General features: G+C 71.0%; 19 protein-coding genes and 3 pseudogenes. 14 read left to right on the forward strand and 8 right to left on the reverse strand.

Going from position 1 to position 24,950, the window contains the following annotated elements:
* Both AB0G20_RS39460 and AB0G20_RS39465 read left to right on the forward strand, forming a co-directional pair.
* Nucleotides 1-318 (forward strand): annotated as a pseudogene (locus AB0G20_RS39460) (hypothetical protein); the annotation flags it as partial.
* Nucleotides 318-1,004, forward strand: coding sequence for a hypothetical protein (locus AB0G20_RS39465; RefSeq protein ID WP_361311723.1), 687 nt, complete (start codon nt 318-320; stop codon nt 1,002-1,004). The pseudogene AB0G20_RS39460 and the gene AB0G20_RS39465, both read left to right, overlap by 1 nt.
* A 1,057-nt stretch (nt 1,005-2,061) precedes the next feature.
* Here AB0G20_RS39465 and AB0G20_RS39470 read toward each other — a convergent pair.
* Nucleotides 2,062-3,426: an ISL3 family transposase gene (locus AB0G20_RS39470; RefSeq protein ID WP_361311725.1), complete on the reverse strand. Its 1,365-nt coding sequence runs from the start codon at nt 3,424-3,426 to the stop codon at nt 2,062-2,064.
* 184 nt (nt 3,427-3,610) lie between these two features.
* The gene (locus tag AB0G20_RS39475; RefSeq protein WP_361311728.1) at nt 3,611-4,792 is read right to left on the reverse strand and encodes a cytochrome P450; all 1,182 of its coding nucleotides are present in this window, start codon (nt 4,790-4,792) and stop codon (nt 3,611-3,613) included.
* A 105-nt stretch (nt 4,793-4,897) separates the two neighbouring features.
* Between AB0G20_RS39475 and AB0G20_RS39480 the strand changes: the two genes are divergently transcribed.
* Nucleotides 4,898-5,515: a helix-turn-helix domain-containing protein gene (locus tag AB0G20_RS39480; protein ID WP_361311731.1), complete on the forward strand. Its 618-nt coding sequence runs from the start codon at nt 4,898-4,900 to the stop codon at nt 5,513-5,515.
* Between the two features lie 5 nt (nt 5,516-5,520).
* On the opposite strand, the gene istB is transcribed toward AB0G20_RS39480, so the two are convergent.
* Together istB and AB0G20_RS39490 are read right to left on the reverse strand one after the other, a co-directional pair.
* Nucleotides 5,521-6,387 carry an IS21-like element helper ATPase IstB gene (gene istB, locus AB0G20_RS39485; RefSeq protein WP_361311733.1) on the reverse strand — a complete coding sequence of 289 codons (867 nt, stop codon included), beginning with the start codon at nt 6,385-6,387 and terminating at the stop codon, nt 5,521-5,523.
* Nucleotides 6,384-6,521 (reverse strand): hypothetical protein, encoded by a 138-nt coding sequence (locus tag AB0G20_RS39490; RefSeq protein WP_361311736.1) that lies wholly within the window; start codon nt 6,519-6,521, stop codon nt 6,384-6,386. Before AB0G20_RS39490 ends, istB begins: the two co-directional genes overlap by 4 nt.
* Before the next feature lie 501 nt (nt 6,522-7,022).
* On the opposite strand from AB0G20_RS39490, the gene AB0G20_RS39495 reads away from it, so the two are divergent.
* The 3 genes and pseudogenes from AB0G20_RS39495 to AB0G20_RS39505 all read left to right on the forward strand — a co-directional run bounded on the left by AB0G20_RS39495 (nt 7,023) and on the right by AB0G20_RS39505 (nt 9,650).
* Entirely contained in the window at nt 7,023-7,925 is a 903-nt protein-coding gene (locus AB0G20_RS39495) for a serine hydrolase (RefSeq protein WP_361311739.1), read from the forward strand.
* Between the two features lie 342 nt (nt 7,926-8,267).
* Nucleotides 8,268-8,408 (forward strand): annotated as a pseudogene (locus tag AB0G20_RS39500) (XRE family transcriptional regulator); the annotation flags it as partial.
* Between the two features lie 456 nt (nt 8,409-8,864).
* Entirely contained in the window at nt 8,865-9,650 is a 786-nt protein-coding gene (locus AB0G20_RS39505) for a hypothetical protein (protein ID WP_361311742.1), read from the forward strand.
* Nucleotides 9,651-9,975: 325 nt separating this feature from the next.
* On the opposite strand, the pseudogene AB0G20_RS39510 reads toward AB0G20_RS39505, so the two are convergent.
* The 3 genes and pseudogenes from AB0G20_RS39510 to AB0G20_RS39520 form a co-directional block, all read right to left on the reverse strand.
* A pseudogene (locus tag AB0G20_RS39510) lies at nt 9,976-10,198 on the reverse strand (IS630 family transposase); the annotation flags it as partial.
* A gap of 54 nt (nt 10,199-10,252) precedes the next feature.
* On the reverse strand, nt 10,253-10,756 hold the full coding sequence (locus AB0G20_RS39515) for an SMI1/KNR4 family protein (protein ID WP_361311745.1): 504 nt from the start codon (nt 10,754-10,756) through the stop codon (nt 10,253-10,255).
* 370 nt (nt 10,757-11,126) lie between these two features.
* Complete coding sequence (locus tag AB0G20_RS39520; protein WP_361311748.1) at nt 11,127-11,294, reverse strand: hypothetical protein; 168 nt, start codon at nt 11,292-11,294, stop codon at nt 11,127-11,129.
* A gap of 184 nt (nt 11,295-11,478) precedes the next feature.
* Between AB0G20_RS39520 and AB0G20_RS39525 the strand changes: the two genes are divergently transcribed.
* The 3 genes from AB0G20_RS39525 (at nt 11,479) to AB0G20_RS39535 (ending at nt 12,825) form a co-directional block, all read left to right on the forward strand.
* A complete protein-coding gene (locus AB0G20_RS39525; RefSeq protein WP_361311750.1) occupies nt 11,479-11,718 on the forward strand; it encodes a hypothetical protein in 240 nt (79 codons plus the stop codon).
* On the forward strand, nt 11,718-12,095 hold the full coding sequence (locus AB0G20_RS39530) for a fic family toxin-antitoxin system, toxin component (RefSeq protein ID WP_358524296.1): 378 nt from the start codon (nt 11,718-11,720) through the stop codon (nt 12,093-12,095). Before AB0G20_RS39525 ends, AB0G20_RS39530 begins: the two co-directional genes overlap by 1 nt.
* 514 nt (nt 12,096-12,609) lie before the next feature.
* Nucleotides 12,610-12,825 (forward strand): hypothetical protein, encoded by a 216-nt coding sequence (locus AB0G20_RS39535; protein WP_361311753.1) that lies wholly within the window; start codon nt 12,610-12,612, stop codon nt 12,823-12,825.
* 119 nt (nt 12,826-12,944) lie between these two features.
* Here the strand turns inward: AB0G20_RS39535 and AB0G20_RS39540 are convergent, their stop codons facing one another.
* Nucleotides 12,945-13,808 (reverse strand): hypothetical protein, encoded by an 864-nt coding sequence (locus AB0G20_RS39540; protein WP_361311756.1) that lies wholly within the window; start codon nt 13,806-13,808, stop codon nt 12,945-12,947.
* Between the two features lie 299 nt (nt 13,809-14,107).
* Here AB0G20_RS39540 and AB0G20_RS39545 point away from each other — a divergent pair, with 299 nt between their 5' ends.
* The 5 genes from AB0G20_RS39545 to AB0G20_RS39565 are packed head-to-tail and all read left to right on the forward strand — an operon-like array spanning nt 14,108 to nt 24,813.
* On the forward strand, nt 14,108-19,372 hold the full coding sequence (locus tag AB0G20_RS39545) for an amino acid adenylation domain-containing protein (RefSeq protein WP_361311759.1): 5,265 nt from the start codon (nt 14,108-14,110) through the stop codon (nt 19,370-19,372).
* A 43-nt stretch (nt 19,373-19,415) separates the two neighbouring features.
* Nucleotides 19,416-20,426 (forward strand): hypothetical protein, encoded by a 1,011-nt coding sequence (locus tag AB0G20_RS39550; protein WP_361311761.1) that lies wholly within the window; start codon nt 19,416-19,418, stop codon nt 20,424-20,426.
* A 51-nt stretch (nt 20,427-20,477) separates the two neighbouring features.
* Entirely contained in the window at nt 20,478-21,719 is a 1,242-nt protein-coding gene (locus AB0G20_RS39555; RefSeq protein ID WP_361311763.1) for an ATP-dependent carboxylate-amine ligase, read from the forward strand.
* A complete protein-coding gene (locus AB0G20_RS39560) occupies nt 21,716-23,548 on the forward strand; it encodes a hypothetical protein (protein WP_361311766.1) in 1,833 nt (610 codons plus the stop codon). Before AB0G20_RS39555 ends, AB0G20_RS39560 begins: the two co-directional genes overlap by 4 nt.
* The gene (locus tag AB0G20_RS39565; protein WP_361311769.1) at nt 23,545-24,813 is read left to right on the forward strand and encodes an MFS transporter; all 1,269 of its coding nucleotides are present in this window, start codon (nt 23,545-23,547) and stop codon (nt 24,811-24,813) included. The genes AB0G20_RS39560 and AB0G20_RS39565 overlap by 4 nt, the downstream gene beginning before the upstream one ends.
* Nucleotides 24,814-24,950 lie beyond the last annotated feature (137 nt).

The following is a 24,950-nucleotide window of genomic DNA, read 5'->3' on the forward strand; positions in this document are numbered from 1 at the left end:
ACCACGAAGATGGCGCCGGCGAAGTACGCCTCGCAGATGATGGGCGTCTGGTTCCTCGCGGTCACCGCGGGCGCCGTCATCATCCGCTCCATCGATGCCGTCAAAAGCTTCGACATCATCTACGCGATGACGCAGGGCGGCCCTGGCACGGCCTCGGAAACCATCAACATCTACCTCTACAACACGGCGTTTTCCTACTACGACATCGGTTACGGCTCGGCCATGGCCGTCGTCTTCTTCATCATCATCGTAGCGCTGTCCTTTGTGCTTTTGATGGTGCGCCAGCGTGCGCAATGGAACGAGATGGAGGATCGCTGATGGCTCGCCAATTGCTCAAACGTAAAAACCTCGACCGCATCGGCCTGTTTTTCGTGGCGCTGGTGATGATTTCGCCTGTCATCCTGTTCTTCATCTGGATGATTTCGCTATCGCTGAAATATGAAATCGACAACGGCGCCTATCCGCCGATCCTCATCCCCGAACGCTTCGCATGGTCGAACTATGTGAAGGTGTTCGAGGAGAATAATTTCTTCCTCTATTTCTGGAATTCGGTGCTCGTCACCGGTGCGGCCACCATTCTGGCGCTGGTGATCGGCGTGCCTGCCGGTTACGGCATCGCCCGGCTGAAGGCGGAAAAGTCGGCTGTCGTCATAATGATCGCCCGTATGACGCCCGGCCTCTCCTTCCTCATTCCGCTATTCCTGCTGTTCCAATGGCTGAACCTGCTCGGAGCGGGTACCACATCGCTGCGCGATGTGCAAGCGAACACCCGCGCTGCGCGCGGGTGTTGCGCTCCCGCGGAGCGGGAGCGCTTGCGGGACGCTGCGCGTCCCGCTCATCCCGGTTGCTGCGCAACCGGGATGACGCTCCGTCCGCTACGCTCCCGGAGCCCACGGGGCTCCGCCCCCGTGGGGTTCTTCCGCTGCGCTTCAGAACCGTTGGGGCCCGCTGGCGCGGGCCAAGCTGGCTGCGTGTCAGGGGTTCCGTCCTGTGCGGCAGGGTGAGGCCGTCTCTGCTTTCCAGTGCCTCATCCGAACGGCTCTCCTCGAAGCCTGTGATGCCACCAGCTGCCACCTCTGCGTCGGGGATCACCCAACGCGAACGGATCTGGGAGGGTACGGCGCCACAGCTCCGCGTCAAGCACAGTAAGAAGTGCCTCGAGTTCCCGGCGCGCCGGGACGGGCAGTAATACCACCACCCGCTCCAGCAATTCCCTGGCCTCGGTCACGTCTTCCAGGCTGTCCGAAGGGCACGGGCACACGGCGTACGAGATCTCGAGATACCGGCCTGGCCGGGCGAGGAACCGCCGGCACCAGTACAGGGCCGTCTCAGTAGCACCGGGCCACACTTCTTCAGCGTCTGTCTCCCGCTCAGCCCGGTGCACAGCAGCGGAAGTCCGCGGCGACAACCGGTCGATCCGGTACGGCTGGTGCAATGCGTAGAGCTTGGGGTGAGGGGCACGCAAGGCGCCCGGCCGCCTACGCGGCATGACCCTTTCGGGCAGCGATCGTCATACCGACATCTTGCCACGGTGGGGGTCTTCCGCTGCGCTCAAGGCCCAGGCGGGCCCTCTGCGCTCCCCTGCCCGGTGTCCTCGGTGCGTCCTTCGAAGTCTCGTCGTACCGCTGCACCTTGGTCTTCGATCAGCCCACCCTCATCAGGGAAGTCCAGAACCGTGCCGCAGTGACTGCACAGCTTCCCGTCTTCAGCCGGCGTGCCACATGCCTTGCAGAACCGGTTGCCCTTCTCGCTTTCAGTCTCCTGCGTCATGACTCTCCCGGGAACGAAATGGACGTGTTGGCTTTGAAGTGCGGAGTACCCGTGGCTTCGAGATTGATTCGCTCAGAGTGAGTGCTTCATTTTCGAGATGCGATAGACTCTGGATTTATACGGCTCCATGGGAGTGACGTGTGCGCTGCTGCAGGACGACTGTGCGGGCCTCGAGTGGGTGCGTGTCTGACCGTCTCGGGTGAAGACGGCCTGCGGGGCTAGCAGTGCTACCAGGCAGCTGAGGTCCTGGCCGTGGTAAGCGGTACCAGTGCGTTCAGATACCACGCCATGTCAGTCAGGGCTGGTGCTCCGGAGAGCCTTCGCCGGTCGATCCAGGGCAGCGTGAGCCCGGCGATGACCGCGGCCCGGTCGCGATCGATGCCGACGGCGAGGGTATGGAGACCAGGCAGGTCGTCCTGGCGGTTCCTGCAGCGACCACCCCGTACCGGCCAGAGCTCGCACCACGGCGTCTACGGTGACGGCACGTGCGAGCACGAAGTCGATGTCGGCGGTCCTGGCAGCGAGTTCGCGCCTACTTCCGCACCAAACGCCTTTCGGCCGATCCGGTTTGGTAGCTGCCTCTGTAGCCGAGTGGCACGATCTCCTCCCATGCCTTCCATGCGTTGGTGCAGCCCTGGTTCCAGCGGTCGTCCAGGTAGGGCTTGTGGCGTCGGCGAGGAGCTTGACCGTGCGGTAGGTCATCCCGAGCTGGCGTTGAATCGCGCGGCGGCTGTGGCCGGCAGCCAGCAGGGCGTGTACGGCGGCATGGTTGGCCCGGGTTCTGTCGGCGAACCGGTGGCCGGTGGGCCACGGCGAGCCAGTGGGGCCAGCTGGTTCTTCTGGTTCCTTGACCTGTTGGGATGGCTCAAGTGCGGTGCCTCGCAGGCAGCCCCGATGGTCGGCGACGCACCGTTCGGCGGCTTCGCTGAGGTTGTGCCACAGGTGCCAGCGGTCCGCGACCTGCACTGCCTGCGGTGCCCCGACGGTGGCGCCTTCGGCGAAGAACGGAGCCCGGTCCCGGCAGACGACCTCGATACCTGGCCTTTTGGCCAGCCAGGCGGCCAGGCTGGATGCCTCCCGGTCTGGCAGCAGGTCCACCGGCCGTCGCGTTTCGACGTCGACCAGCACCGTGCCGTAGTGCCGGCCTTTGCGCGTGGCGTACTCATCGACGCCGACCACTCTCGGGGCTGGCAGATCCGGTTCGGGCAGCGCCTCGACGAGCCGCAGCATCGTGCTGCGGCTGACGGACACCCCGAAGACGCCAGCCATCCGAGCTCCCGCCCGGCCAGCCAGGGCCAGGCCGACCGCCGCGAGCGTCGAACGTAGACGCTCGGTCCACCGGCCGTACCTCCGGGTCAATCCCGGCACCTGCTCAACGAACGTCCGTCGCCCGCACGAAGCGACCGGGCAGACGAAGCGACGGACCCGCAGACAGAGCACCACCCGGCGCCCCGCGCTGGGAACATTCGCAGGAAACCGCAGGTAGGAGCTATGAACCTGGATCGACCAGTTCCCGCAGCCCGAACACGCCGAACCGGCCGTTGCGCTGCGGGCCTCGACTCGTATCGTCTCGCTGTTCACGTCTACCGACACCACCGACACGTCCGCGATCGTCGGGAACAGCAACTCCTCCAGCCGGAGAACCACTTCTTCCACGGTCCCGAACTGTCAGGTACCCGAGGTCACCACTGATCATTTTCGGGCGACTTTCAGGAGCCCAACACGACCACGAACCGTGACTCAGCGTGCGCAGGTCACGGAACTTGAGCCAGAACCCAAACTCGCAGACGTCGCGCTGCAAGTCGCCGAGCACACGTCGTTCTTCTCGACCTTGATCTGCCTACCAGGTGACCGGAAGTTCACGCACGCCGTAGACCGTCATGGCCGACCGCAGTGGCACTTCCTCGGGCGCGACAGTGAGACGTAGTGCCGGGAAGCGGCGAAGCAGTGCGGGGAGGGCGATGCGCATTTCGGCGCGGGCCAGTCGCTGCCCGAGGCACCGGTGGAGGCCGTGACCGAACGCGAGGTGTCCGGCCGTGGAGCGGGTGAGGTCAAGCGCGTCCGGGTCGGCGAAATGGTCAGCATCCCGGTTCGCCGCGGAAAGTGCGACAGTGACGGACTCGCCGGCCTTGATCAGGCAGCCGTGGAGCTCGCTGTCCTCGAGCGCGACGCGGACCACGTGAGGGATGATCGTGAGGTAACGCAGCAGCTCCTCGACCACTGCAGGGGCGTCTTCCTCCTTGCCGCGGACCTCAGCCAACTGTGCGGGGTTGGCCAGCAGAGCGAAAGTGCCCAGCGCAAGCATGTTCGTCGTCGTCTCATGCCCGGCGATCAGGAGCAGGAGCGCCAGTCCGGCCCTCTCGTCCGCAGCAAGTCCCTCGTGCGCAGCGAGCCCGCTGAGCACATCTTCCTCTGGCCAGGAACGCTTGTGGCGCAGCAGGTCCCGTAGATATGCCATGAGCTCCCTGGCCGCCTCTTGCCGGCGCTCCGGTGTGAGGTCGACGTTCAAGAGCGTGGCGGCGTTCCGCTGGAACCCCTGCCTGTCGGAGTAGGGCACCCCGAGCAGTTCGCCGATCACTTGTGACGGGATCGGCAGCGCGAATGCCTTGAACAAGTCGGCCGGGCCCCCGGCGAGCTCCATCGCGTTCAACTGGTCATTGACGATCGCTTCGATCTCCGGTTCGAGGAGCTTTATCCGGCGCACCGTGAAGTCACCGGTGAGTAACCGCCGATAGTGGTCGTGCTCGGGCGGGTCCATGCGGAGGAAGAATCCCGGCGGCACGGGCGCCGTTGCCGGCTGGGCAATCGGTGAGCGCATGCGGTCCGGGCGGACGCTGAATCGAGGATCCGCCAGGATCGCCCGCGCCGCGGCCAAGCCGGTCACCAACCACCCCTGACCACCGTCGGCGTAGGTCATCCGATGGATCGGGCCGAGCCCCTGCCGGCGGCGCAGTTCCTCGGGCGGGTCGAACGGGTTCTGGCGGGCCGTGGGCATGACTACTGCCGGGGACGTGCTCTCCATCGGCCGCTCCTCGGTCGGTACGGACCTCCCGATAAAACAGCACTCAATGCAAAACGTCAATGAATGCAAAATTACATCGCATGCGGTAAGCGGTAAGGTGCTGTCGTGACCAGCGAACCAGGGCTGCGCCAGCGGAAGAAGATGCGCACGAGGCAAGCGCTCATCGAAGGCGCCCTGCGATTGTTCGCCGAGAAGGGTTACGACCAGACAACCGTGGCGGAGATCGCGGCCACCGCAGACATCGCGACACGGACCTTCTTCAGCTACTTCGACAGCAAGGACGACATCGTCTTCTTCGACGACAGGTCGCGGCTGGAGCGCGCGGTCGAGATCATCGGAGAACGGCAGCCCGGCGAACCGGTGGCCGACCTGCTGCGGCGCGTCATCGACCAGAGTGTTTTCGCGGACACGGACTCGGAGCTGGCGCGGAAGGTCGGCCCGGCTCGGACCCGGCTGATCGCGTCGGTCCCGGCACTTCAGGCGCGCGAACTGCACCTGCTGTTCGACATCCAGCTACAGCTGACCGAAGCGCTCCACCTCGCTTGCCCCGAGCTGGACCTCGTCGAGGCCGCCGCGGCGGTGGGCTCGCTGGTCGGGGCGATCAAGGTCGTCGTCGCCGCATGCCAAAAGCGGGGAGACCGGCCGGAGCAGACCTACAAAGCCGTTCAAAGGGCCACCGACATCGCGATCGACGGCCTCGACTCGCTCCCCCGCCCGGCTTAGCGTGTTCAGCGCACGCGCACTCGGTCGTGGCACGGATAGCGGTGAACGCAGTCTCTGGCCGGTTTTTGAGGCTCGGACGGGTCAGCCTGAGGCTGCGCCCGGGCGGCCCTGGCGCTGGCGAGCCGGTAGGAGTCAGTGCCGGTTTCGATGATGTTCCCGCCGAAGGTGAGGCGGTCGACGAGGGCCGCGCAAAGCCGTGGATCGGTGAATGTTTTTGTCCACCCTCCAAACGACTCGTTGGAGGCGATGGCGACGCTGTTCTTCTCCTCACGCTCCGTCAGCACCTGGAACAGCAGCTCAGCGCCGCGACGGTCCAGCTCCATGTAGCCAAGTTCGTCTATGCAGAGGAGATCGACGCGTCCGTAGCGGGCGATGGTCTTGGTCAGGACCTTCTCGTCCGCCGCCTCGACCAGCTCGTTGACCAGCTTGGTGGCGAGTGTGTAGCGGACCCGGAAGCCGGCCATGGCGGCTTCGGTGCCGAGCGCGATCAACAGGTGGGACTTGCCAGTGCCGGAGTCGCCGATCAAGCAGAGCGGCAAGCCCTTCTTGGCCCACTCGCAGGTCGCCAGGGTGTGAATGACGGCTGCGTCGACGTTCCCGTTGGCCTCGAAGTCGAAGGCCCGCAGCGACTTCTCCCGCGGGAACTGCGCCGCCTTGATGCGCCGTTCGGAGCGGCGGCGGGCCCGGTCGTCGCACTCGGCCATCAGCAGTTCGGCGAGGAAGCCGCGATAGGACATCTGGTCGCGGGCGGCGGCTTCGGCCAGTTCGGGGAACTGGGCCCGGATGGTCGGCAGCCGGAGCATGCGGCATGCCTGGTCGACGGCGGCGGTGGCCGCCTGTTCGGTCAGCCCGCGGTGTCGTTTGAGTGTCACGGCATCTCTTTCTGGAGGGCGGGGCGGTCGGCCGGCTTCCGGACTCGCAGCAGCTGGTCGTAGGCCGCGACCGAGGGCAGCGGCCGGGCGTCGGACGGCAGCTGGGCCAGCCGCCGTTCGGTCAGCAAGGTCACGTTCGTCCGTTCCGGCTCCGCAGGGACAGCCGGAGCCGCGACCTCGTCGGAGGTCACGCCACTGAACGCCGGTCCGCACTCGGTGCAGAATCCCGTCGATCACCTGCCGGTGATCCCGCCACCTGCCACAGCGCCCGCGCTGACTGGTAGGAACGGATTCAACACCCGACAGGACCCGGAAGGCCGGAGCCAATCCGTCGCCTCCGCTTCCGGCCGGGACGACCACGACACTGGCGGCGACCGGGCCGAGGTCGGCTGCTGGCGTTTTCGATGACGATGCGGGCTGCTTGCACGTAAGGACACGCCTGCGGTGCTGTTGATCACCGCACTCCGGCTGATATGTCATATTGTCTGACGAATCCTCCCCTCCCTTCACAGGAATATCGAGGTCTGGCCGCTATGCCCGATGGAGAGCTCAACAGGGCGTATGAGGAGCCCAGAAGACCCCGTCGCGCCGCCCTCCGCCCGCACGCCGTCGCGGCCTGCGCCACCGCCTCGGTCATGGCGTCGCTCACCGCATGTTCTTCTACCGGCACGCTCGACGAGGTGCAGACGTCCCTCACGCGCAGTAGCGCGCCGGCCGCCGCAGTGGCGGGGCCACCGTCAGCCAGCCTTAACGCGGCTCTTGCGCGGTCGCTCGAGCCGGTACTGATGGACGGTGACACCCGGTTGGCGGTGGCCGTGTTCGACCTGAACAGCGTTAACCGGGAGATCGCCTCTTACCAGGGCGACGCGTTGTTCACCACGGCGAGCATCAGCAAGGTGGACACTCTCGCGGCGTTGCTGCTCCAAGCGCAGGATGAGGGCCGCGAACTGACGACCGAGGAGCGCCGGGCCGCCGAGGCAATGATCACGACGAGCGACAACGACGCGGCGGACCTCCTGTGGCGGGCGATCGGCAAGGGAGAGGGCCTCGACGCGGCGAACGAACGGCTGGGGCTTTCCTCGACACATGGCGGCCCCGGCGTCCACTGGGGCCTTACCCAGACGACGGCTAAGGACCAGATCCGGTTGTTGCAGTCGGTTTTCCCCCATGGGCTGGCGGGCTCCGCCCGCACGCGCGACGGGCTGAACCCGGAATCGAAGGCTTACATCCGGGAGTTGATGGGTGACATCGTGGAAGGTCAGGACTGGGGAGTGTCGGCCGCATCCTCCCGCTGGTCACTCAAGAACGGCTGGCTGCAGCGCACTGCAACCGGGCTGTGGGTCATCAACAGCATCGGACAGGTCAGGCTGCCGGGGCATCGGTACCTGGTCTCGGTTCTCAGCAGCGGCAACACGTCGAAACAAGGCGGCATCTCGCTGATCGAACGGGCGGTGAAAGCGGCGATCGACGCAACCAGCACCCATGCCCGTCACAAGCCGGCTGGCGCAGGCGCCACGAGGCCAGTGGGGCTCCGTTAGGTTCAGTCTTGATCCCGCGCCGTGTGGGTCCTCGTGGCCGGAGTGGCTTCGTTCACTTCCAGCAGCAGCATTGATCTGTGAATTCGGAAGGCATAGGAAGGCCGGCGCGCGTCGGCCCGCCCGTGGCCAAGCACCGCAACGGCCCCACGACGACCGTGACCGTGGCCCACCAATTCCACTGCAGCCGCCTGCGCGACATGTCCGGCGCGGAAGAACCGGCCCTCTAACCGCCCTGGACGCCACTGTGCGGCGCGATCAGACCGTCGCCGGAACCTCCCCCAGCCCGGCCGTGATCGCCCCACGGCGGCCCACGCAGCCGATCATGAGCGGAGAGCCCTCGCGATGGGCATCATCGGAGACGGTCTCGAGCGCGCGGATCAGGAAGCGTTCACCCGCCCTATCCCCAAGTCGGCCGGGGCGCAGATGCGTTACCTGGTCAAGCAGCTCAAGGGCACCCGCGCCGCCGCTGAACTGCTCGGCGTGTATTTCCAGGATGGCGGCGCCCGCGCAATGGAGCTGTCGGACGTAGCCATTGGCGACATCGAGTACCTCGATCTCGACTTCTGATTGAGGAGCTCAGGAGCCTGGCCACGCGGACGGCCTGACGCTTAGGCCAGGGAGCTGCAGCAGGCCCGTCCAGACCGCCACGCCTCGGTCGTCCCCGAAGGCAACCGCTACCTGCGCCTTTTGCAGCGTCTCGACCGCGGAGAGGCCGCACTGCCCTGTTTGATGGCCGTCAGTTGTCCAGCGTTGTCCTGCTCACGCAGGCCGACACCTCGCCGATCACGTTGACCGGGCCGCCCTTGGGTTGCTTTTGCTCTTCCCGGCGACATCGGCGTACGGAGGTTCATGCTCTGTACTGACGGATTGGCAGGTTGCAGCCGTACTCTGCATCCGATCTTGCGTAGGTCGGAGTCACTGCGTGGAGGGGGCGGGATCATGGTGGAAGTGCGACTGCGGGGGCGGCGCCAGCGGGAGCGAGGCGAAGTGGTCAGCCTCTACCGGGTGGACCGGCTGCACGGGGACAGGGGTCGTGCGCGGCGGACCGGGGTGTGCTTCATCGCGGCCGCCCGGCTCGTTGCAGCCGCCGCGGTGCTGCTGGGGCTACTGGCCGGGGCGTTGTTGTGGTGGCGGCCAGACCAGAGCGGGCAGGAGCAGGCGTTGGCCACCGGCGGTGCGGCGCTGGGCTGCGGGGTGCTGTGGGTGATGGTGGTATGGCGCGCGGCCTGCTGGCTGAGGCGCGGCATGATCGCCGACAGGGGGAGCAAGCCGCAGGTTGTGGCCGGGCTGGAGCCTGACAACCAGGGGGAGCCCGACTGGCTGTGGGACATACTGCGGCTGGCGCACCTGGTGCTGCTGTGTGTCCCGCTGGCCGGGCTGGTGCTTGCGCTGGTGAGCGCGGTGATGCCCGAGGAGGCGGGAGCGTGGTCCGGCTGGGTACGGTGGGGGATTTCCGGGTTCAGCCTGCTGATGACCGGGCTCATGGGCGGGATTATCGGTGGTTTGGCCTTCGGTCTGGTGTCCTCCAGCGAGGGGTGCTGGACGCCGCGCGGTGCCGTGCGGCGGTTGCTGGTGTACGCAGTGCCCTTCCTGCTTGCCGTACCGTGGCTGTCCGGTCGGCACGCCCCCTGGACAGGTGCACTCGCCGGTGTGGCCGCGCTCTGGCTTCTCATCGGACCAATCAACCAGGTCGCGAAGCACATACCCGGTGTGGCCGCCGACTGAAGAGCCCCACGCCCCCGCCCCGCGCGGCCACCCAGCTACGCTCGCCGTCCACTGCACCAGGGCACCAGCGGGAACCCGCACACGTCCAGCGGTTGCGTGAAGTCCTCGACGACTACACGAACGACGTCTTCGACTGCGGCGTCGACTGACCCGCCAGCGTGGGAGGGCATTACCGCATGTCGGTCCCCACCGCCCCGCACCGCGCGTACGGTGGCGATACGGCCCGCCAGGAGGTGCCGATGAGCGCGCAGCCCGAGGAAGCCCCCGCCCCGCCGGCCCCGGCCGCCGCCGCCCAATCTGAGTCAGAGATTCGCCGGCAGTAGGCGGCGACTTTGTCGAGGATCTCGTCGGCGGTCTTCGTCCAGACGAACGGTCGTGGAGGGTCGTTCCAGTCCGCGAGCCAACCCGCGGATGTCGCGTTCGAGGGCCTGGACGGAGCGGTGGACCCCGCGCTTGAGCTTCTTCTGGGTCAGTTCGCCGAACCATCGCTCGACCAGGTTCAGCCAGGACGCGCTGGTGGGCGTGCAGTGCAGGTGGAACCGAGGATGGGCCAAGTTCGGTGTGCCAGCGGCGAGCCAGGCCGTCGAGAGCCGCCGACGGCATCACTGCTGGGTCGCTCCAAGGGCCTGGTCGGCCGTCGCGAAGCGGTGTTCCGTCGGCTTCAGCACTTCGTAGAGGTTGCTGAAGTACTCCGTCTCCGCGGTTCCGGTGAGCACCGCCAGGAGAAACGCGAGGCACCCCATGTCGTGGTGCTCCCACATGGGGCCGCGCCCCTCGTTGTACAGCACAGTCCAGTCGTCGGGGGACTGCCCGGGCCGCGCCAGCCAGTACAGGAACGCTCCCGTGCCCTCCTCGAATGCCCACGGCAGGACCCTCGCCCCTGCCTCCTGCAGGCCGGCCGGCTTGTCCTCGAACTCCCACAGGTCGGCCAGGATCTCCTCCCTCTCCGTCGTCTGTGCGTGCAAGTCGCAGTCGCCGTAGGCGGAGTCGGGGGCGAGCAGCCAGATCGTCTCGTCGAAGATGCCGTCGCCGTAGGTCTCGACGAGCTGCTTGTAGTCGGCGGGCAGAGCCGTACCGAGGTCGCTTTCGGCTTGCGCCCAATCCACCGGAGGTGGTGACTCAGCGGGCGGTGGACAGAGTCGAACAAGCACGTCGATGGCGATCATGAAACGGACGCTACCGGCACACCGGCCAACCCCCTAAGGGGGCAGCCGCGTGGTGAGCCGCTGGCGGGGTGGTCAGGTGACGTCGATGTAGTCACCGGCGGCGGTGGCCGTGACGGTGGTGCTCAGCTTGCCGGTGCTGCTGGTGGTGAGGGTCTTGAGCGTGGTGTAGGTGCTTGAGTTCTTGGGCCGGTACTGCAGTTTGATGCTCTGGCCGCTGTAGCCGGCCCAGGCGTGGGTGTTCCAGTTCGCGCGGGTGAGCGCGCCGGTGACGGTGGTCTTCTTGCCCTTCTTGACGGGCTCGGGGAGGCGTTCACGGTGAGCGGTCCTTGCCGGTTGCGAAGGTGGCGATGTGCCAGGTGCCGGCGTGGGCGTTGGAGACCACGTTGATCATGTCGCGAGTGTCGGCCTCGACCTGGAAGTCCATGGTGCAGGTGGCCGTTGTGCCACTGGTGGTGCGCTTGGGGACGTCGTAGGACATGGCCCCGTCAGCGCTGTCGTAATCGGCGCCGTGCCACAGGTTGACCGAGGCCCTGGAGACTCCGGCAAGAACATCGTGGTCGGGCCCACCACGGTCACCAAGTTCAGCGATCAAGGAATGCAGGCGTAGAAGCGGCTGCTGAAGTTCTCCACGAGAGCGCGATAACAGCTGTTACCATGCCGGTATGGCGAAGACGCAATTGGGCGCACGCGTGGACGAAGACGTTGCAGAACTCGCAAAGAGGCGCGCCGCTGACCTGGGACTTAGCGTCGGCGACTACCTCGCGCGGCTGGTGCAGGACGACACCAGCGGACTGCGTGCCCGAGCGGTGGGGGCGGCCGCCCGCTTCCTGGCCGACCACCAAGCGGTCTTCGATGAGGCCGAACAGGCCCAGCAGGCACCCCGGGGAGCGCACGCGGCCTGATGGACCTGCACATCGACGTTCCCTGGATCCTGCAGGTCACCGAGGCCGCCGGAGCGGACGATCCGGCCCCCGATGACTACGGTGTGCCGGTCTCGGCGGTCGCCCGCCACCGGGCCGAGCTGTTCGAGCACCCCGTCTACGACGGCCCCTATGCCAAAGCCGCCGCCCTGGTCCACACGCTGGGCCGGTGCCGCTGGCTGGAGCGCTCCAACATGGCCGTCGCCGCGGCTTCGGGCGTCATGTACCTCGAAGCCGCCGGCATCTCCGTCAAGCCCGGCCGTGAGGATGCCATCGCCCTCAAAGACCTGCTCCTCGACCCCGCCTGCACCGCAGGGAAGATCGCCGCTCTTTTGCGGACCTGGCCCACTGCCACCTGATGCCCGCAGGCCCGCCTGGCCGCGCGGAGGCCGGTGAGTTTCGCGCTGCTGCGAGACACCCCCACCAACGTCACGACCACCTACACCCGGTCCCAGCCGAGCCGGACGAGGAGCCTCCACTGAGCACGGCGGCATGCTGCTGGCTCGACAGCCACAGTTGAGCGGTGGCGGCGTCCGTCTCAACCGACCGTCGTAGGCCCTGGTAGAACACGCGTGTGACCTACAGATTCACTGCGAAGATCGCATACGGGTGGCACGAGCCGGGACCTGACGTTTATGCCCTGACGGCCGGGGTTGCCGAGTCAGAAGGCGGGGAGGGCTTTGCGCTCGAGTTCCAGTGCGGCTTTGAGGAGCCCGATGCGCAGAGCATCCGTAACAGCTGCGACTCTTACTGCGTCATCACCCCTGACCAGGGCACCGCTACTCATCACCGTGCCCTACGGCGGCTGGACCTCGTGACCACACACACCGAGGGCCGCACCCAAGCGCGGAGTGCGGCCATCAGCCGCTGCTTGTGCCCCACGTGATCGCGGCCGGCGCCCTGCGATACCAGCCCCGCCGCCCGGCGGGCACCATCAGCACCAAAGGAAAGGGCGTCTACGCACTCGCCCACAGCGGCCCCGAGGCCCTCGAACCCGCCGTCATGCGGGTGTGGTCGCCCGGCGATCGCCGCACCTGTCACGGCATCATCCAGCCGGCCATGCTGCCGGCACTCGCGATCAGCGTGTGAGGGCGGACCGCAGGTCGCCCGTTACGTCGCAGCCGACCGGCTTCCGTTCCTGGCGCATCTGACCCGGGCGTTCGGATCGATTCCGGGGCGCTGCCGCGGTCATCGGGTCGGGTGGTGGGTCACCAAAGGGGGCGGGCGGGTGGTGGGGTGGCGCCGCAGGTGGTGGCCAGGTGGTGGGTGCGGCGGAGGAGTGCCTGGGCCGCCGAGGTGTCGCCGAGGGTGTGCAGGGTGTTGCCGAGGTCGGCCAGGGCGCGGGCCAGTTCGGGGCGGTCGCCGGCGGCGCGCAGTTCGTTGGCCGCGCGGGCCAGGGTGGCGGGGCGGCGAGCGGGGTCCTCGGTGGCAGCGCGCAGGCGCAGTGCGGTGCCGCGGTGGCGGGGGCTCAGGCCGGTGGGGGCGGTGAGCTGTTCGGTGAGCAGACAGGCGGCGTCGTCCGGGCGCCCGAGGTGCAGCAGGGCCTCGGCGGCGTCGATGCGCCAGGGCAGCCGGGCGAAGAGGCCGGTGGTGGCCAGTTCGCCCGCGAGCAGGAAGTCGCCGAGCGCGGCTCGGGGGCGGTGGACGGCGAGGTGGTGGCGGCCGCGGGCCCTGAGGTAGCGGGGGAGGTCGGCGCTGCGGGTGGAGGGTTTCGGGGCGGCCCGGTGCAGGTGCCGCTCGGCCTCGTCGTGGCGGCCCATCTCGGTGAGGACTTCCGCGAGGACCGCCGTGGGCCAGCGGCCCGGGAAGGTGCCGGGGGCGGCGGCGCGTACGGCGGCCTCGGCCTCCTGTTCCGCCTCGGCGAGTTCGCCCAGGCAGAGCAGGGCCTCCGCGCGCAGTGCGCCGAACGCGGCCTGTCTGCCGCGGGCTCCGGCGCGGGCGGCGCGGGTCCGTGACCGTGCGCAGCGGTCGGCCGCCCCGCGCGGGTCGCCGGCCAGGAGGAGTGCGTGGGCGTCCCGCAGTCCGGGCGCGAACGCGACCGGCCGCGGCGGGGTGCGCGTGTGACGGTCCATCCCTTCAGTGAATCGGGTCGCCCCCGCCTCGGCCACGCCTCTCCAGGGGAGTTCGACCGGCACTGTGGCCCGGCTGGACGGCGGCCCGGGCGGCGGGGCGGCGGGCGGGGGCGGCGCGCACCGTCTTCCGCTGGTGGCGACGGTGAGAGCGCGATCGTACGGGGCGGAGGGGGGCGGCTGCTCCCGCCTGCGGTTCGAGTGAGGCTCCAGCGTTCCGAGACGGCGCCTCATGACGGGGTTGTCAGGCTCCCGGAAAGGTTTCGCGCGCCGGAAGGCCGTTGTCGAAGGAGCCAGCCCTGATGTCCATCTCCGGCCTCATCGAGCAGCACGTGCACACCCGCCCCGACGCGATCGCCGTCACCTACCCCTCCCCCGCGGGTGGCGACGTCTCGCTCACCTACCGGGAGCTGAGCCTGGCGGCGAACCGTCTCGCGGAGCATCTGCGGGCCCGCGGTGTGCGGCGCGGCGACCGTGTGGTGACGTCGTTGCGGCCGGGGACGGACATGGTGACCGCGTTCCTCGCCGTCGTGCGGGCGGGTGCGGCGTACGTGCCCGTCGATCCCGCCCATCCCGTGGAGCGTCGCCGGCTGCTCGTGCGGGACAGCGCGGCCCGTGCCGTGGTCACCGACGTTGCCGGTGCGGGCGGGTACGAGGATCTCGGCGCGGTGGTCGTCTCCGTGGACGGCGAGGCGGCGGAGATCGCCGGGCGCCCGGGTGCCCTGCCCGCCGAGGACGCCGCGCCGTCCGACGCCGCGTACGTCTGCTACACCTCCGGCACCACGGGCACCCCCAAGGGTGTCGTGGTGCCGCACAGCGCGGTGCTGGACCTCGTGCGGTCGACCGACTACGTGCGGCTGACGCCGGACGACGTGGTGGCGCAGGCCGCCAATCCCGCCTTCGACGCGGTCACTTTCGAGATCTGGTCGACGCTGGCCGCCGGTGCCCGGCTGGTCGGGCTGTCGAAGGACACGGTGGTCGATGCGGCCCGCTTCGAGGGCGCGGTCGCCGAGCACGGCCTTTCGGTGATCTTCCTGACGACCGCGCTGTTCAACCTGATCGCCCGTGAGCGCCCGGCCGCGTTCGCCCCGCTGCGCACGGTGCTCTTCGGCGGCGAGGCGTGTGATCCGCGGCGGGTGCGGGAGGTGTTCCGGGCGGGTCCGCCCGAGCGGCTGCTGCATGTGTACGGGCCGACCGAGACGACGACGTTCGCGACCTGGCACGAGGTCGCGGAACCGGCCGAGGGCGACCGTACGATCCCCATCGGCCGTCCCATCGGCGCGACCGTAGCCGTCGTGGTCGGCGAGGACGGTGTCCCGGTCGCTCCCGGCGGCACCGGTGAGCTGCTGCTCGGCGGGCCGGGGCTGGCCACCGGGTACCTGGACCGGCCGGAGCTGACCGCGCAGCGGTTCGTGCGGGACGAGTTCACCGGCGGCGAGGGCCGGCTGTACCGGACCGGTGATCTGGTGATGCTGCGCGAGGACGGCGCGATCGAGTTCGTGGGGCGGGTCGACAACCAGGTCAAGCTGCGCGGTTTCCGCATCGAGCTCGGCGAGATCGAGTCGGTGCTGACCGCCCATCCCGCCGTGTCCGCGGCCACGGTGTCCGTGCACACGGCCGAGGACGGCGACCGCCGCCTGGTCGCCCATGTCGTACCGGCCGCGCAGCCCGCGGCGGCGGCGGAGGGTGAGCAGATCACCGAGTGGAAGGAGATCTACGAGGCGCTCTACGACGACGCCGAGGCCGCCGAGTTCGGCGCCAACTTCGCGGGCTGGAACAGCAGTTACGACGCGCAGCCGATCCCGCTGGAGCAGATGCGGGAGTGGCAGGCGGCGACGCTGGAGCGCATCCGTGAGCTGGGGCAGCGGCGTGTCCTGGAGATCGGGGTGGGCACCGGGCTGCTGATGGCGCACCTGGCCCGGGCCGAGGAGTGCGAGGAGTACTGGGCCACCGATTTCTCGCCGTCCGTCGTCGCGGCGCTGCGCGCCCAGACGCAGGGCGACGCGGTGCTGCGGGAGAAGGTGCGGCTGAGCTGCCAGGGCGCGGACGACACCGGCGGGCTGCCCGCCGGGTACTTCGACACGATCGTCGTCAACTCGGTCGTCCAGTACTTCCCGGGCCTGTCCTATCTGCGGACCGTGATCGAGCGGGCGCTGCCGCTGCTGGCGCCGGGGGGCTCGCTGCTCCTGGGCGACCTGCGCAACCTCGACCTGGCGCGCTGCTTCCAGACCGGTGTGGAGCTGGCCCAGCCGGGCGCTGACACCAAGGATCGCGAGGCGGTGCGCCGCGGCGTCGACCGGCGGGTGGCGGGCGAGACCGAACTGCTGCTGTCGCCCGCGCTGTTCGCCGCTCTTGCCCGGGAGCTGCCCGGGGTGCGTACGGTCGATGTACGGGTCAAGCGGGGCGTCCACCACAACGAGCTGACCCGTTTCCGGTACGAGGCCGTCCTGTCCACCGCGGCGCCCGTCGCCGATCTCACCGACGCGCCCGTGGTGACCTGGGGCGAGGGGATCGCCGGTGCGGAGGAGGCCGAGCGGTATCTGGGCGAGCGGCGTCCGGCGGTGCTGCGGCTGGCCGCGGTGCCCAACCTGCGGGTGCACGACGAGTACGCCGCGATGCTGGACCTCGACCGCGCCGACGTCCCCGCGCCCGGCCCGGCGGGGCCCGACCCGGAGGTGCTGTGCGCGGCCGGTGAGCGCCTGGGCTACCGGGCCCTGCCGACCTGGTCGGCGGTGGACCCGCACGCTGTGGACATCGTCTTCGTCGACCCCGGTCGCGTCGGCGAGGGCCCGCTGTCGGGCGTGTACGCGGCCCCCGTCGCCGACGTGGAGGGGTGCGCGAACGTGCCGACCGCCTTCGACCACACGGTCGATCTGGAGGTCGTGCTGCGCGGTCATCTGCGGGAGCAGCTGCCCGACTACATGATCCCGTCGGCGCTGATGACACTGGACGCGCTGCCGCTGAACTCCAACGGCAAGGTGGACCGCAAGGCCCTGCCCGCGCCGAAGTTCACCGCGGACCGGCCCGGCAGCCTGCCCGGCACTCCGTTGCAGGAGATCGTCCGCGACCTGTTCGCCGAGGTGGTGGGCGTGCCGCGGCGCACGGTCCACGCGGACTCCGACTTCTTCGTCGTCGGCGGCCACTCGCTGGCCGCGGCCCGGCTGCTGTCGCGGGCCCGGGAGACGCTGGGCGCGGACCCGGGCAGCCGCGCCCTGTACCAGGCGCCGACGCCGGCCGAGTTCGCCGCGCTCGTCGGGGACGGTCCCGTCGCCGCGACCGGGCCGGGCGGGGCGGGCACGGACACCGCCCTGCTGCCGCTGCGGCTGCGCGGCGCGCTGGACGTACGGGCGCTGGAGGAGGCGCTGAAGGACCTGGGGCAGCGGCACGAGGTGCTGCGCAACTCGCGGCTGGGCTCGGCCGGCACGCGGCTGCGGGCGCTGGCCGCCGACGACCATCTGCTGGAGCTGTCCCTGCCGGCTACGGACGTCGACCTGTGGTCGCATCTTCCGCTGGCCGCGGACCTGGCCCGCGCCTACGGGGCTCGCGCCACCGGTGACACTCCGCGCCGTGACCGGGCCGCGGTGGAGGCCGCGCCGCGCGCGGCGTCCGGTGACGTGCCGCCCACCTTGCTGCCGGGCAGCGTCCCGGGAGGCGGCGAAGGGTCCTCGGGCACGCTCGAACTCGGCCTGGGCGGGGAGCTGCACGAGCGGCTCGCACGGTTCGCGGCCGAGCACGGGGTGACGTTGTTCATGGTGGTGCACGCCGCGCTGGCCGCCGTGCTCGCCCGGCTGGGCGCCGGTGAGGAGATCACCGTGGCCGCGCCGGTGCCGGCCCGGGACAGTGCGGCGCTGCGCGGCGCGGTGGGCCCGTACGGCCGGATTCTGGCGCTGTCCGTGGACACTTCCGGGGACCCTGCCTTCGGGGAGCTGCTGCGCCGGGTGCGCGAGGTGGATCTCGCCGCCTACCGCAGCCCCGGCGCGGCGCTGGCCGGGCCCGGCGGTGTCGCCCTGACGGTGCTGCAGGAGCCCGTCGGCGAGTTCGAGGCGGCCGGTCTCACGGTGCTGCCGCAGCCGGGCCGGCTGCCGCCGCCCGCGGTGGACGTCGCACTGACGCTGACCGAGCGGCAGAGCCCGGCGGGTGCCCCCTGCGGCATCACCCTGACGACCGCGTTCCGCCGGGAGACCGTCGAGGAGACGGCCGCCGCCTCGCTGACCGGTCACCTGACCGCCGTACTGGAAGCGGTCCTCGACGGTGCGGCGACCCCGCTGAGCCGGCTGCGGCTGCACAGCGGCGGCGGCGCCGGCGACGGGGTGTGGGCGGGTGCCACCGCCCCGCTGCCGGAGCGGACCGTGGCGTCACTGTTCGCGGAGCAGGTGGCCCGCGCCCCGCACGCGCCGGCCCTGACCGGCATGGACTACGCCGAACTCGACGCCCGCTCCGACCTGCTGGCGCACGCCCTGATCGCACACCGGGCGGGCCCGGGCACCTCGGTGCTCACCGCGCTGTCCTCGCCCGCGGAGTTCGCGGTGGCCGCGCTGGCCGTCGCCAAGACGGGGGCCGCCTGCCTGCCGGCGGACCCGGCGCAGGAGCTGCCGGAGGCGCTGCGGCCGGTGGCGATGCTGCTCGACGAGACCGCCGACTGGCTGCTGCCGGCCGTGCCGGGGGCGGCGCGCCTGGTGCGGGACTCCTCCTCCGGGCTGCTGCCGGCCGACGGCAGGTGGCCGGTGTCGGACGCCGACCGGGCCCGGCCGCAGGACGCCGCTGACCCGGTGATGCTCGCGGCCGGCGCGGACGGCACGGTCGTCATCGGCGCCGAGCCGGTCGTGGCGGCGGCCGTCGCCGGGCCGGCGGACGCCGCGTGGCTGGTGCCCGGCTACCCCGACGCGGACGCCGCGCTGGGCCTGCTGGGCACGCTCGCCTCGGGCGGCTGCGTGCACGTGCCGGACGCCTCCGTGGCGAACGCCGTGCCGCACGAGATCCTGCGGTGGCTCGGCGAGCGCGGCGCCCGGTCGGTGCTGGGCGGGGCGGACGAGGCGCTCGGCGCGCTGGTCGCCCTCGCCCGCGCGGAGGGCACCGCGCTGACGGTGAGCGGCGGCTGGGCCGAGGGGCGGCTCGTCGTCGAGCACGCCCCGGGCCGCCCGGCCCGGCCCGCCCCCGGCCACCGCGCCTATGTGCTCGACGGGGAGCTGCGGCCGGTGGCCGCGGGAGCCGTCGGCGCGCTGTACATCGCCGGCGCCGGGGTGGCGCGGGGGTACGCCGACGCGCCGGGCGCGACGGGGGAGCGTTTCCTGCCCGACCCGTTCGCCGGCCCGGACGGCGCCACCGCCCGCATGTGGCGGACCGGCCGTGCCGCGTGCGTGGACGCCGAGGGGGGTCTGGAGGTGCTCGACGGGCCGTCGGGCGACGACCCCTTCGCCGACGAGTTCGCCACGTTCGTCGTCGTCGCCGACGACGCCGGCCACCGTGCCCTGTGGCCGGCGTCGGCGGCCGTGCCGGACGGCTGGCGCGAGACCCACCCGGAGGACCTGTACGAGCTGTGCCTGGACCACCTGAACGAGCGTCTGTGACGCGCCGAAGGGACCATCCGCCCGCCCGATGCGAAGGAATGCCATGACCGCCGTCGCCACCGCTACCCCCACGCTGCCGGACCACCTGGCCGACTCCCGCCACCACGTCCTCGACCTGACCCTGCGCGACGCCCGCGCGGCCCACGCGCTGGCCGCGTCCTGCCTGGAGACGTACAAGGCGGCCGACGACCGCAGGTTCCTCGACGAGGCGCCGGTCCTCGCCCACGAGCTGCCGCTGCCGGTGCGCCGGCATCTGAACTCCGCGCGCCGCGACGAGGCCACGCATGTGACGGTGATCCGCGGCAACGTCGTCGACCAGGCGGCGCTCGGGCCGACCCCCGCCCACTGGAGCGAGGCGGACACCGAGGCGAGCCAGGTGTACGGGTGTCTGCTGGTGCTGTACGCGGCGCTCCTCGGGGACGTGACCGGCTGGGCCACGCAGCAGGCGGGCCGCCTGGTCACCGACATCCTGCCCAGCAAGGGGTTCGAGACCAGCCTGATCTCCGCCTCCAGCGAGCTGGAGCTGGCCTGGCACACCGAGGACGCGTTCTCCCCGTACCGGGCCGACTGGGTGGGCCTGTTCGCGCTGCGCAACACAGCCGAGGTGCCCACCACCGTCGCGCACGTCGACGCCCGCCGGGTTCCCGAGCGCGTCCGCGCGGTGCTGAGCGAGCCGCGGTTCGTGGCGCTGCCGGACGCGGCGCACGAGTTCGCCGACGGGCCGGCCGGTGATCTGGTGCCGATCCTGGAGGGCCACCCGGACCTGCCGGTGCTGCGCATCGACCGGGACTTCTTCCGCGCCCGGGAAGGTGACGCGGAGGCCGCCTGGGCGCTGGCGTGGATCACCGCCCACCTCGACGCCAACCTGACCGACGTGGTGGTTCCCACCGGCGCGGTCTGCTTCGTCGACAACCGCAACGTCGTGCACGGCCGGCGCCGCTTCCGGGCCGGCTTCGACGGCGGCGACCGCTGGCTCAAGCGCGTGAACCTCGTCCGTGACCTGCGCCGTACCCGCCCCGGGCGGCTGGACGGCGCGACCCGCGTCATCGGCTGACGGGCCGGCCGTCCTCCCCCCTCCCGCTTCGGACCGCAAGGAGTTACGCCCATGACCACCGAGCCGACCCGCCCCGTCGTCCTGCTCGTCGAGAGCCGCCGGGCCACCTTCACCGACCATGTCCTCGCCCGCGACGACGTCGACGTCGTCCTGCTGCGCTTCGACTCCGTGCCGCTGAGCGAGGAGTACGTCGCGCGCACCGCGCACGTCCCGAGGTTCACCCTGGACACGTCGGCGCCCCTCGAGGACGAGGCGGCCCGCTACCTGCGCTGGATGAAGGGCACCGACGGGCTGCCGCGGCCGAGGTTCTTCTGCAACCCCAACGAGGCGCTGCAGGCCGACGCCCAGCGTTTCGCCGCCCTGGTGGACCTGCCGCACCTGAGCGAGGAGCAGGTGGGGTGGGTGCGCAACAAGATGACGATGAAGGACCGGTACGCGCAGCTCGCCATCCCGCACGCCGCGTACCGTCCGGTGCACGTCCTGGACGACGTGGTGGCGTTCGGCGACGAGCACGGCTGGCCGGTGGTCCTCAAGCCCGTCGACTCCGACTCCTGCATCCACACCTACCGCCTCGACTCGCCGGCCTCTCTCGCCGGGGTGCCGCCGCTGGACCCGGCGCTGCGGTGGATGGTGGAGGAGTACATCGAGGGCCGCGAGTTCCAGCTCTGCGCGGTGATCGCCAACGGGGTGGTCCTGGACGCGTACCTGTCGAAGAACCCGGTGCCGATCCTGCAGGTCCTCGACGGGAAGATCAACGCCAACATCACGTACGCGCCGAGTGAGGACCTGCCCGTCGACGCCCGGGAGCTGGCGCAGGAGCTGACCGACGGCCTGGACCTGCCGTACGGCTATCTGCACGGCGAGTTCTTCCTCACCGACGACGGCCGGTTCGTGATGAGCGAGGTCGCGGCCCGGCTCAGCGGCTGCGAGGTGCCGATGAACCACGGGCTGGCCTACGGGTTCGACTTCCTGCACGTCATCCTCGACACCTATCTGGACCGGGTGCCGACGCCCGTGTACACGCGTGACCGGGCGGTGGGCGACCTGCTGCTGCCGACCGCGCCCGGCCGGGTGGTCCACATCAGTTCCGAGGAGGAACTGCTGCGCATGCCGGGGGTGATCGGCGCCCGGCTGACGGCGCGGCCCGGTGACGTGCTGGACCCGCCGCGCGCCTCGCACGCCTCCACCGGCTACGTCCATGTGGAGGGTGCCACGGCCGACGAGGTGGAGGAGCGGATGCACCACGTGCTGCGGCACTTCGAGCTGAAGGTGGACGAGGAGCCCGTGTCGTGACGGAGCCGCTGTTCGCCCCGTACACCGAAGCGGACGACTACGCGCGGGCGGTGGCGGCCGGGGACGGTCCGCTGCCGGTGTGGACGGGTGGCCGTACGGACCTGGCGGCCGGGCTCGCTCTGGCCGGGCAGGTCTACGCGGGCCGCCGCACACCCGCCCCGTGCGACACCGGTGTGCTGTTCGGCGAGGTGCCCGCCGCGCTGGAGACGCTGCTGCGGCCGCTGGCCCGCACCTGGGCGGCGGAGCCGGGGCGGCTGCCCGGGGAGGGGTCCGTGCTGCTGGCCGGGACCTACGCGCAGCTGCGCGGGGACGAGGTGCAGCAGGTCGTGGCGGACGCGTACGCCGCGGGGCGGCCGCTGTTCCTGCTGACCGGTCGTGACGTGCACAGTCTGAGCTGGGTGGTGGCCAAGCAGTACGCCCGGGTGGTGCCGGGCGCGGCGGTGGGGGTCGTCTCCGAGCTGGACGCGGCCGAGCCGGTGCCGGGCGCGGACGTGTGGTGCGGCGCCGAGGACGTGCGCCGCCTCGACATCAAGGAGGTGGCCCTCGGCCGGGTGTGGCGGCGGGTGCTCTTCCACGGCAACGGCAAGGACGACCAGCTCAACCTGGGCCAGTTCACGCTGTGCGGGGCTAGTCCGGTCGCGGCCCTGCCCGGTGCCGCCGGCCCCAAGTGCGCCTACGGACTGGGCTGCACCAAGCCGATGGACAAGCTGATCCCGGCGCGCGGCATCCGCGCCGCCGAGCTGGTCCTCGCCAACTGCTTCAGCGGCGCGCTGGCCGGGCACGCGATGTACGACCCGAAGTACCTGATCCTGCTGGACGCGCTCGACGGTCCCGCGCAGACCGTCGTCGCCACGCTCACCGCGTGCGACGGGCAGCGCCCCGAGAACCTGGCGTGGCTCACGTCGGCGGCCGCCGCGGGCAGCGCGGCCGGCGCCGTCAACGACGTGCTGCGCGACATCAACCCCTATCCGTCGTTCGCCCAGTTCGGCCTGCAGTCCTCGGGCCTGGAGGAGGAGGCGGAGGCGGGAACGCAGCCGTCCGCGGCGGAGCCGGTCGCGGCTCCCGAGCCGCACACGCTCGGTGCGCGGCTGGCGGGTCTGCTCGACAGCGGGCTGCTCGGGCCGGACTACCCGCTGCGGCCCCGGCTGCGGGCCCTGGCGGACACGCTGCTGCACGACGTGGTGCGCACGGTGGCGCTGGCCCCGCCGGACGCGCGGCGGTCGCTGGCCGCGATCGCCAAGGAGACCACCTCCCTGGACCTGGCGCTCGCCCACCGCTTCGCCAAGCACCACGACGATCCGGTGCTGCGGTTCCCCACCTACTTCGGTGAACGCAGCGTCGCCGACGCGCCGGTTGCCCTGGACTCCTCGTGCGCCTGCGGCCGGCCGCTCACCGCGTACCGGCGCCGCGGCCGGGTCCCCGTGATCACCGACACCGTCCAGGTGGTGTGCGCGCGCTGCGGCGACGTCGCCAACTCCCTCGCCGACGCGGCCGAGCTGACGGTGAAGGCGCCGGCCGAGACCGCCGCCGGCGGCGCCCTGCACGTGGTGGTGGAGGCGCGGGCGCGGCGGGCGGGGACGGTGAACCTGGGTATCGTGCTGCCGCTGTACCTCGACGCGCGGGTCGGCCCCGTGCTGCGCCGCGTCGAGGCCTCGCGCCCCGGCGAGAAGGTGCACGCGGAGTTCACCGTCGCCATCGCCCCCGGGGCGACCCCACAGGCGTACTACTTCTGCCCGTACGCCGTTCAGGACCTGGGCATCTCGGTGTCCCGGGTGCACTTCACCCTGCGGCCCCCGGGCCCGGACGAGAGGGAGCGGCCGGCACCATGACGGACACCGACGCGCACGGCACGGCCGGCGCACAGACGTGGGCGCCGCTGCGCCACCGCTCCTTCCGGCGGCTGGCAGGGGGGCGCCTGCTGGTGTACTTCGCCAACGCGATGGCGCCGGTCGCGCTGGCCTTCGCGGTGCTCGACGCGACGGGCTCGCTGACCGATCTGGGGATCGTCGTCGGGGCGCGTTCGCTGGCCAACGTGGCGCTGCTGCTGGTGGGCGGGGTGGTCGCGGACCGGGTGCGGCGCACGGTGGTGCTGCAGGGTTCGGCGCTCGCGGCGGCGGGTGTGCAGGGCGCGATCGCGGTGAGCGTGCTGCTGGAGGCGGTGTCGATCCCGCTGCTGGTGCTGCTCAGTGTCCTCAACGGGGCGCTGGCCGCGCTGTCGTTGCCGGCGTCGGCGGCGCTCACCCCGCAGACCGTGCCCGCGTCCCTGATCCGCCCGGCCAACGCGCTGATGCGCATGGGCACCAACCTCGGCGCGATCGCGGGCTCGTCCCTCGCCGGGATCGTCGCCGCCGTGTTCGGGCCCGGATGGGGTCTCGCCGGGAACGCGGTGGCGTTCTGCGGGGCGGCGGTGTGCTTCCTCGGGGTGACGGCGGCGCCGGTGGCCGCGACCGGGGAGCGGACCCGGCCGCTGCGCGAACTGCGGGAGGGGTGGCGGGAGTTCACCGCCCGCAGCTGGGTGTGGATCGTGGTGGTGCAGTTCGCGGTGGTCAACGCCGTGGTGGCGGGCGGCATCCATGTGCTGGGGCCGGTCGTCGCCGACGACACGTTCGGGCGTGGGGTGTGGGGCGTGGTGCTGGCGGCGCAGATGGCGGGGGCGGTGGCCGGCGGTGTCTTCGCCGCGCGGTCGCGGGCCCGGCGCGCGCTGCTGATCGGGGTGGCGATGGTGGCGGTGGAGTCGCTGCCGCTGGTGGTCCTCGCCCAGGCGCCGGGGGTGCTGCTGCTGGGGGTGGCGATGTTCCTGAACGGGGTCGCCCTGGAGCAGTTCGGGGTGGCCTGGGACGTGTCGCTGCAGCAGAACATCCCGCCGGACAAGCTGGCCCGCGTGTACTCGTACGACGCGCTGGGGTCGTTCGCCGCGCTGCCGCTGGGCGAGATGGCCGCCGGTCCGCTCGCCGCGCACTTCGGGGTGCGGGGCACCCTGCTGGGCGGCGCTGCGCTGGTGGTGTGCGCGACGGCGGCGGCGCTGTGCAGCGGTCAGGTGCGTGCGCTGACGACCGTGGCGCCGGAGCCGAAGCCGGTGCCGGCGGCGGGGTGACCCTGTGGGGCCGCCCCGCCGTCCGGCCGGCTCCTGTCAGCCGACCTGAGCGGGGCCCGGTGCGTCCCGCCGCACGGCGGAGTCGGGCGCCGACGCGGAGCGTCGGCAACGACGACATCGCCGCAGTTGGGCGGGCC

Source organism: Streptomyces sp. NPDC024017, assembly GCF_040638895.1.
GTDB lineage: Bacteria > Actinomycetota > Actinomycetes > Streptomycetales > Streptomycetaceae > Streptomyces.

What these genes read in the sequence shown, in the direction of transcription:
- AB0G20_RS39550 (WP_361311761.1), top strand. Translation starts at nt 19,416, where the DNA reads ATGACCGCCGTCGCCACCGCTACCCCCACGCTGCCGGACCACCTGGCC.
- AB0G20_RS39525 (WP_361311750.1), top strand. Translation starts at nt 11,479, where the DNA reads ATGGCGAAGACGCAATTGGGCGCACGCGTGGACGAAGACGTTGCAGAA.
- AB0G20_RS39530 (WP_358524296.1), top strand. Translation starts at nt 11,718, where the DNA reads ATGGACCTGCACATCGACGTTCCCTGGATCCTGCAGGTCACCGAGGCC.
- AB0G20_RS39505 (WP_361311742.1), top strand. Translation starts at nt 8,865, where the DNA reads ATGGTGGAAGTGCGACTGCGGGGGCGGCGCCAGCGGGAGCGAGGCGAA.
- AB0G20_RS39520 (WP_361311748.1), bottom strand. Translation starts at nt 11,294, where the DNA reads ATGTCCTACGACGTCCCCAAGCGCACCACCAGTGGCACAACGGCCACC.
- AB0G20_RS39495 (WP_361311739.1), top strand. Translation starts at nt 7,023, where the DNA reads ATGGCGTCGCTCACCGCATGTTCTTCTACCGGCACGCTCGACGAGGTG.
- AB0G20_RS39565 (WP_361311769.1), top strand. Translation starts at nt 23,545, where the DNA reads ATGACGGACACCGACGCGCACGGCACGGCCGGCGCACAGACGTGGGCG.
- AB0G20_RS39465 (WP_361311723.1), top strand. Translation starts at nt 318, where the DNA reads ATGGCTCGCCAATTGCTCAAACGTAAAAACCTCGACCGCATCGGCCTG.
- AB0G20_RS39555 (WP_361311763.1), top strand. Translation starts at nt 20,478, where the DNA reads ATGACCACCGAGCCGACCCGCCCCGTCGTCCTGCTCGTCGAGAGCCGC.
- AB0G20_RS39540 (WP_361311756.1), bottom strand. Translation starts at nt 13,808, where the DNA reads ATGGACCGTCACACGCGCACCCCGCCGCGGCCGGTCGCGTTCGCGCCC.
- AB0G20_RS39475 (WP_361311728.1), bottom strand. Translation starts at nt 4,792, where the DNA reads ATGGAGAGCACGTCCCCGGCAGTAGTCATGCCCACGGCCCGCCAGAAC.
- AB0G20_RS39545 (WP_361311759.1), top strand. Translation starts at nt 14,108, where the DNA reads ATGTCCATCTCCGGCCTCATCGAGCAGCACGTGCACACCCGCCCCGAC.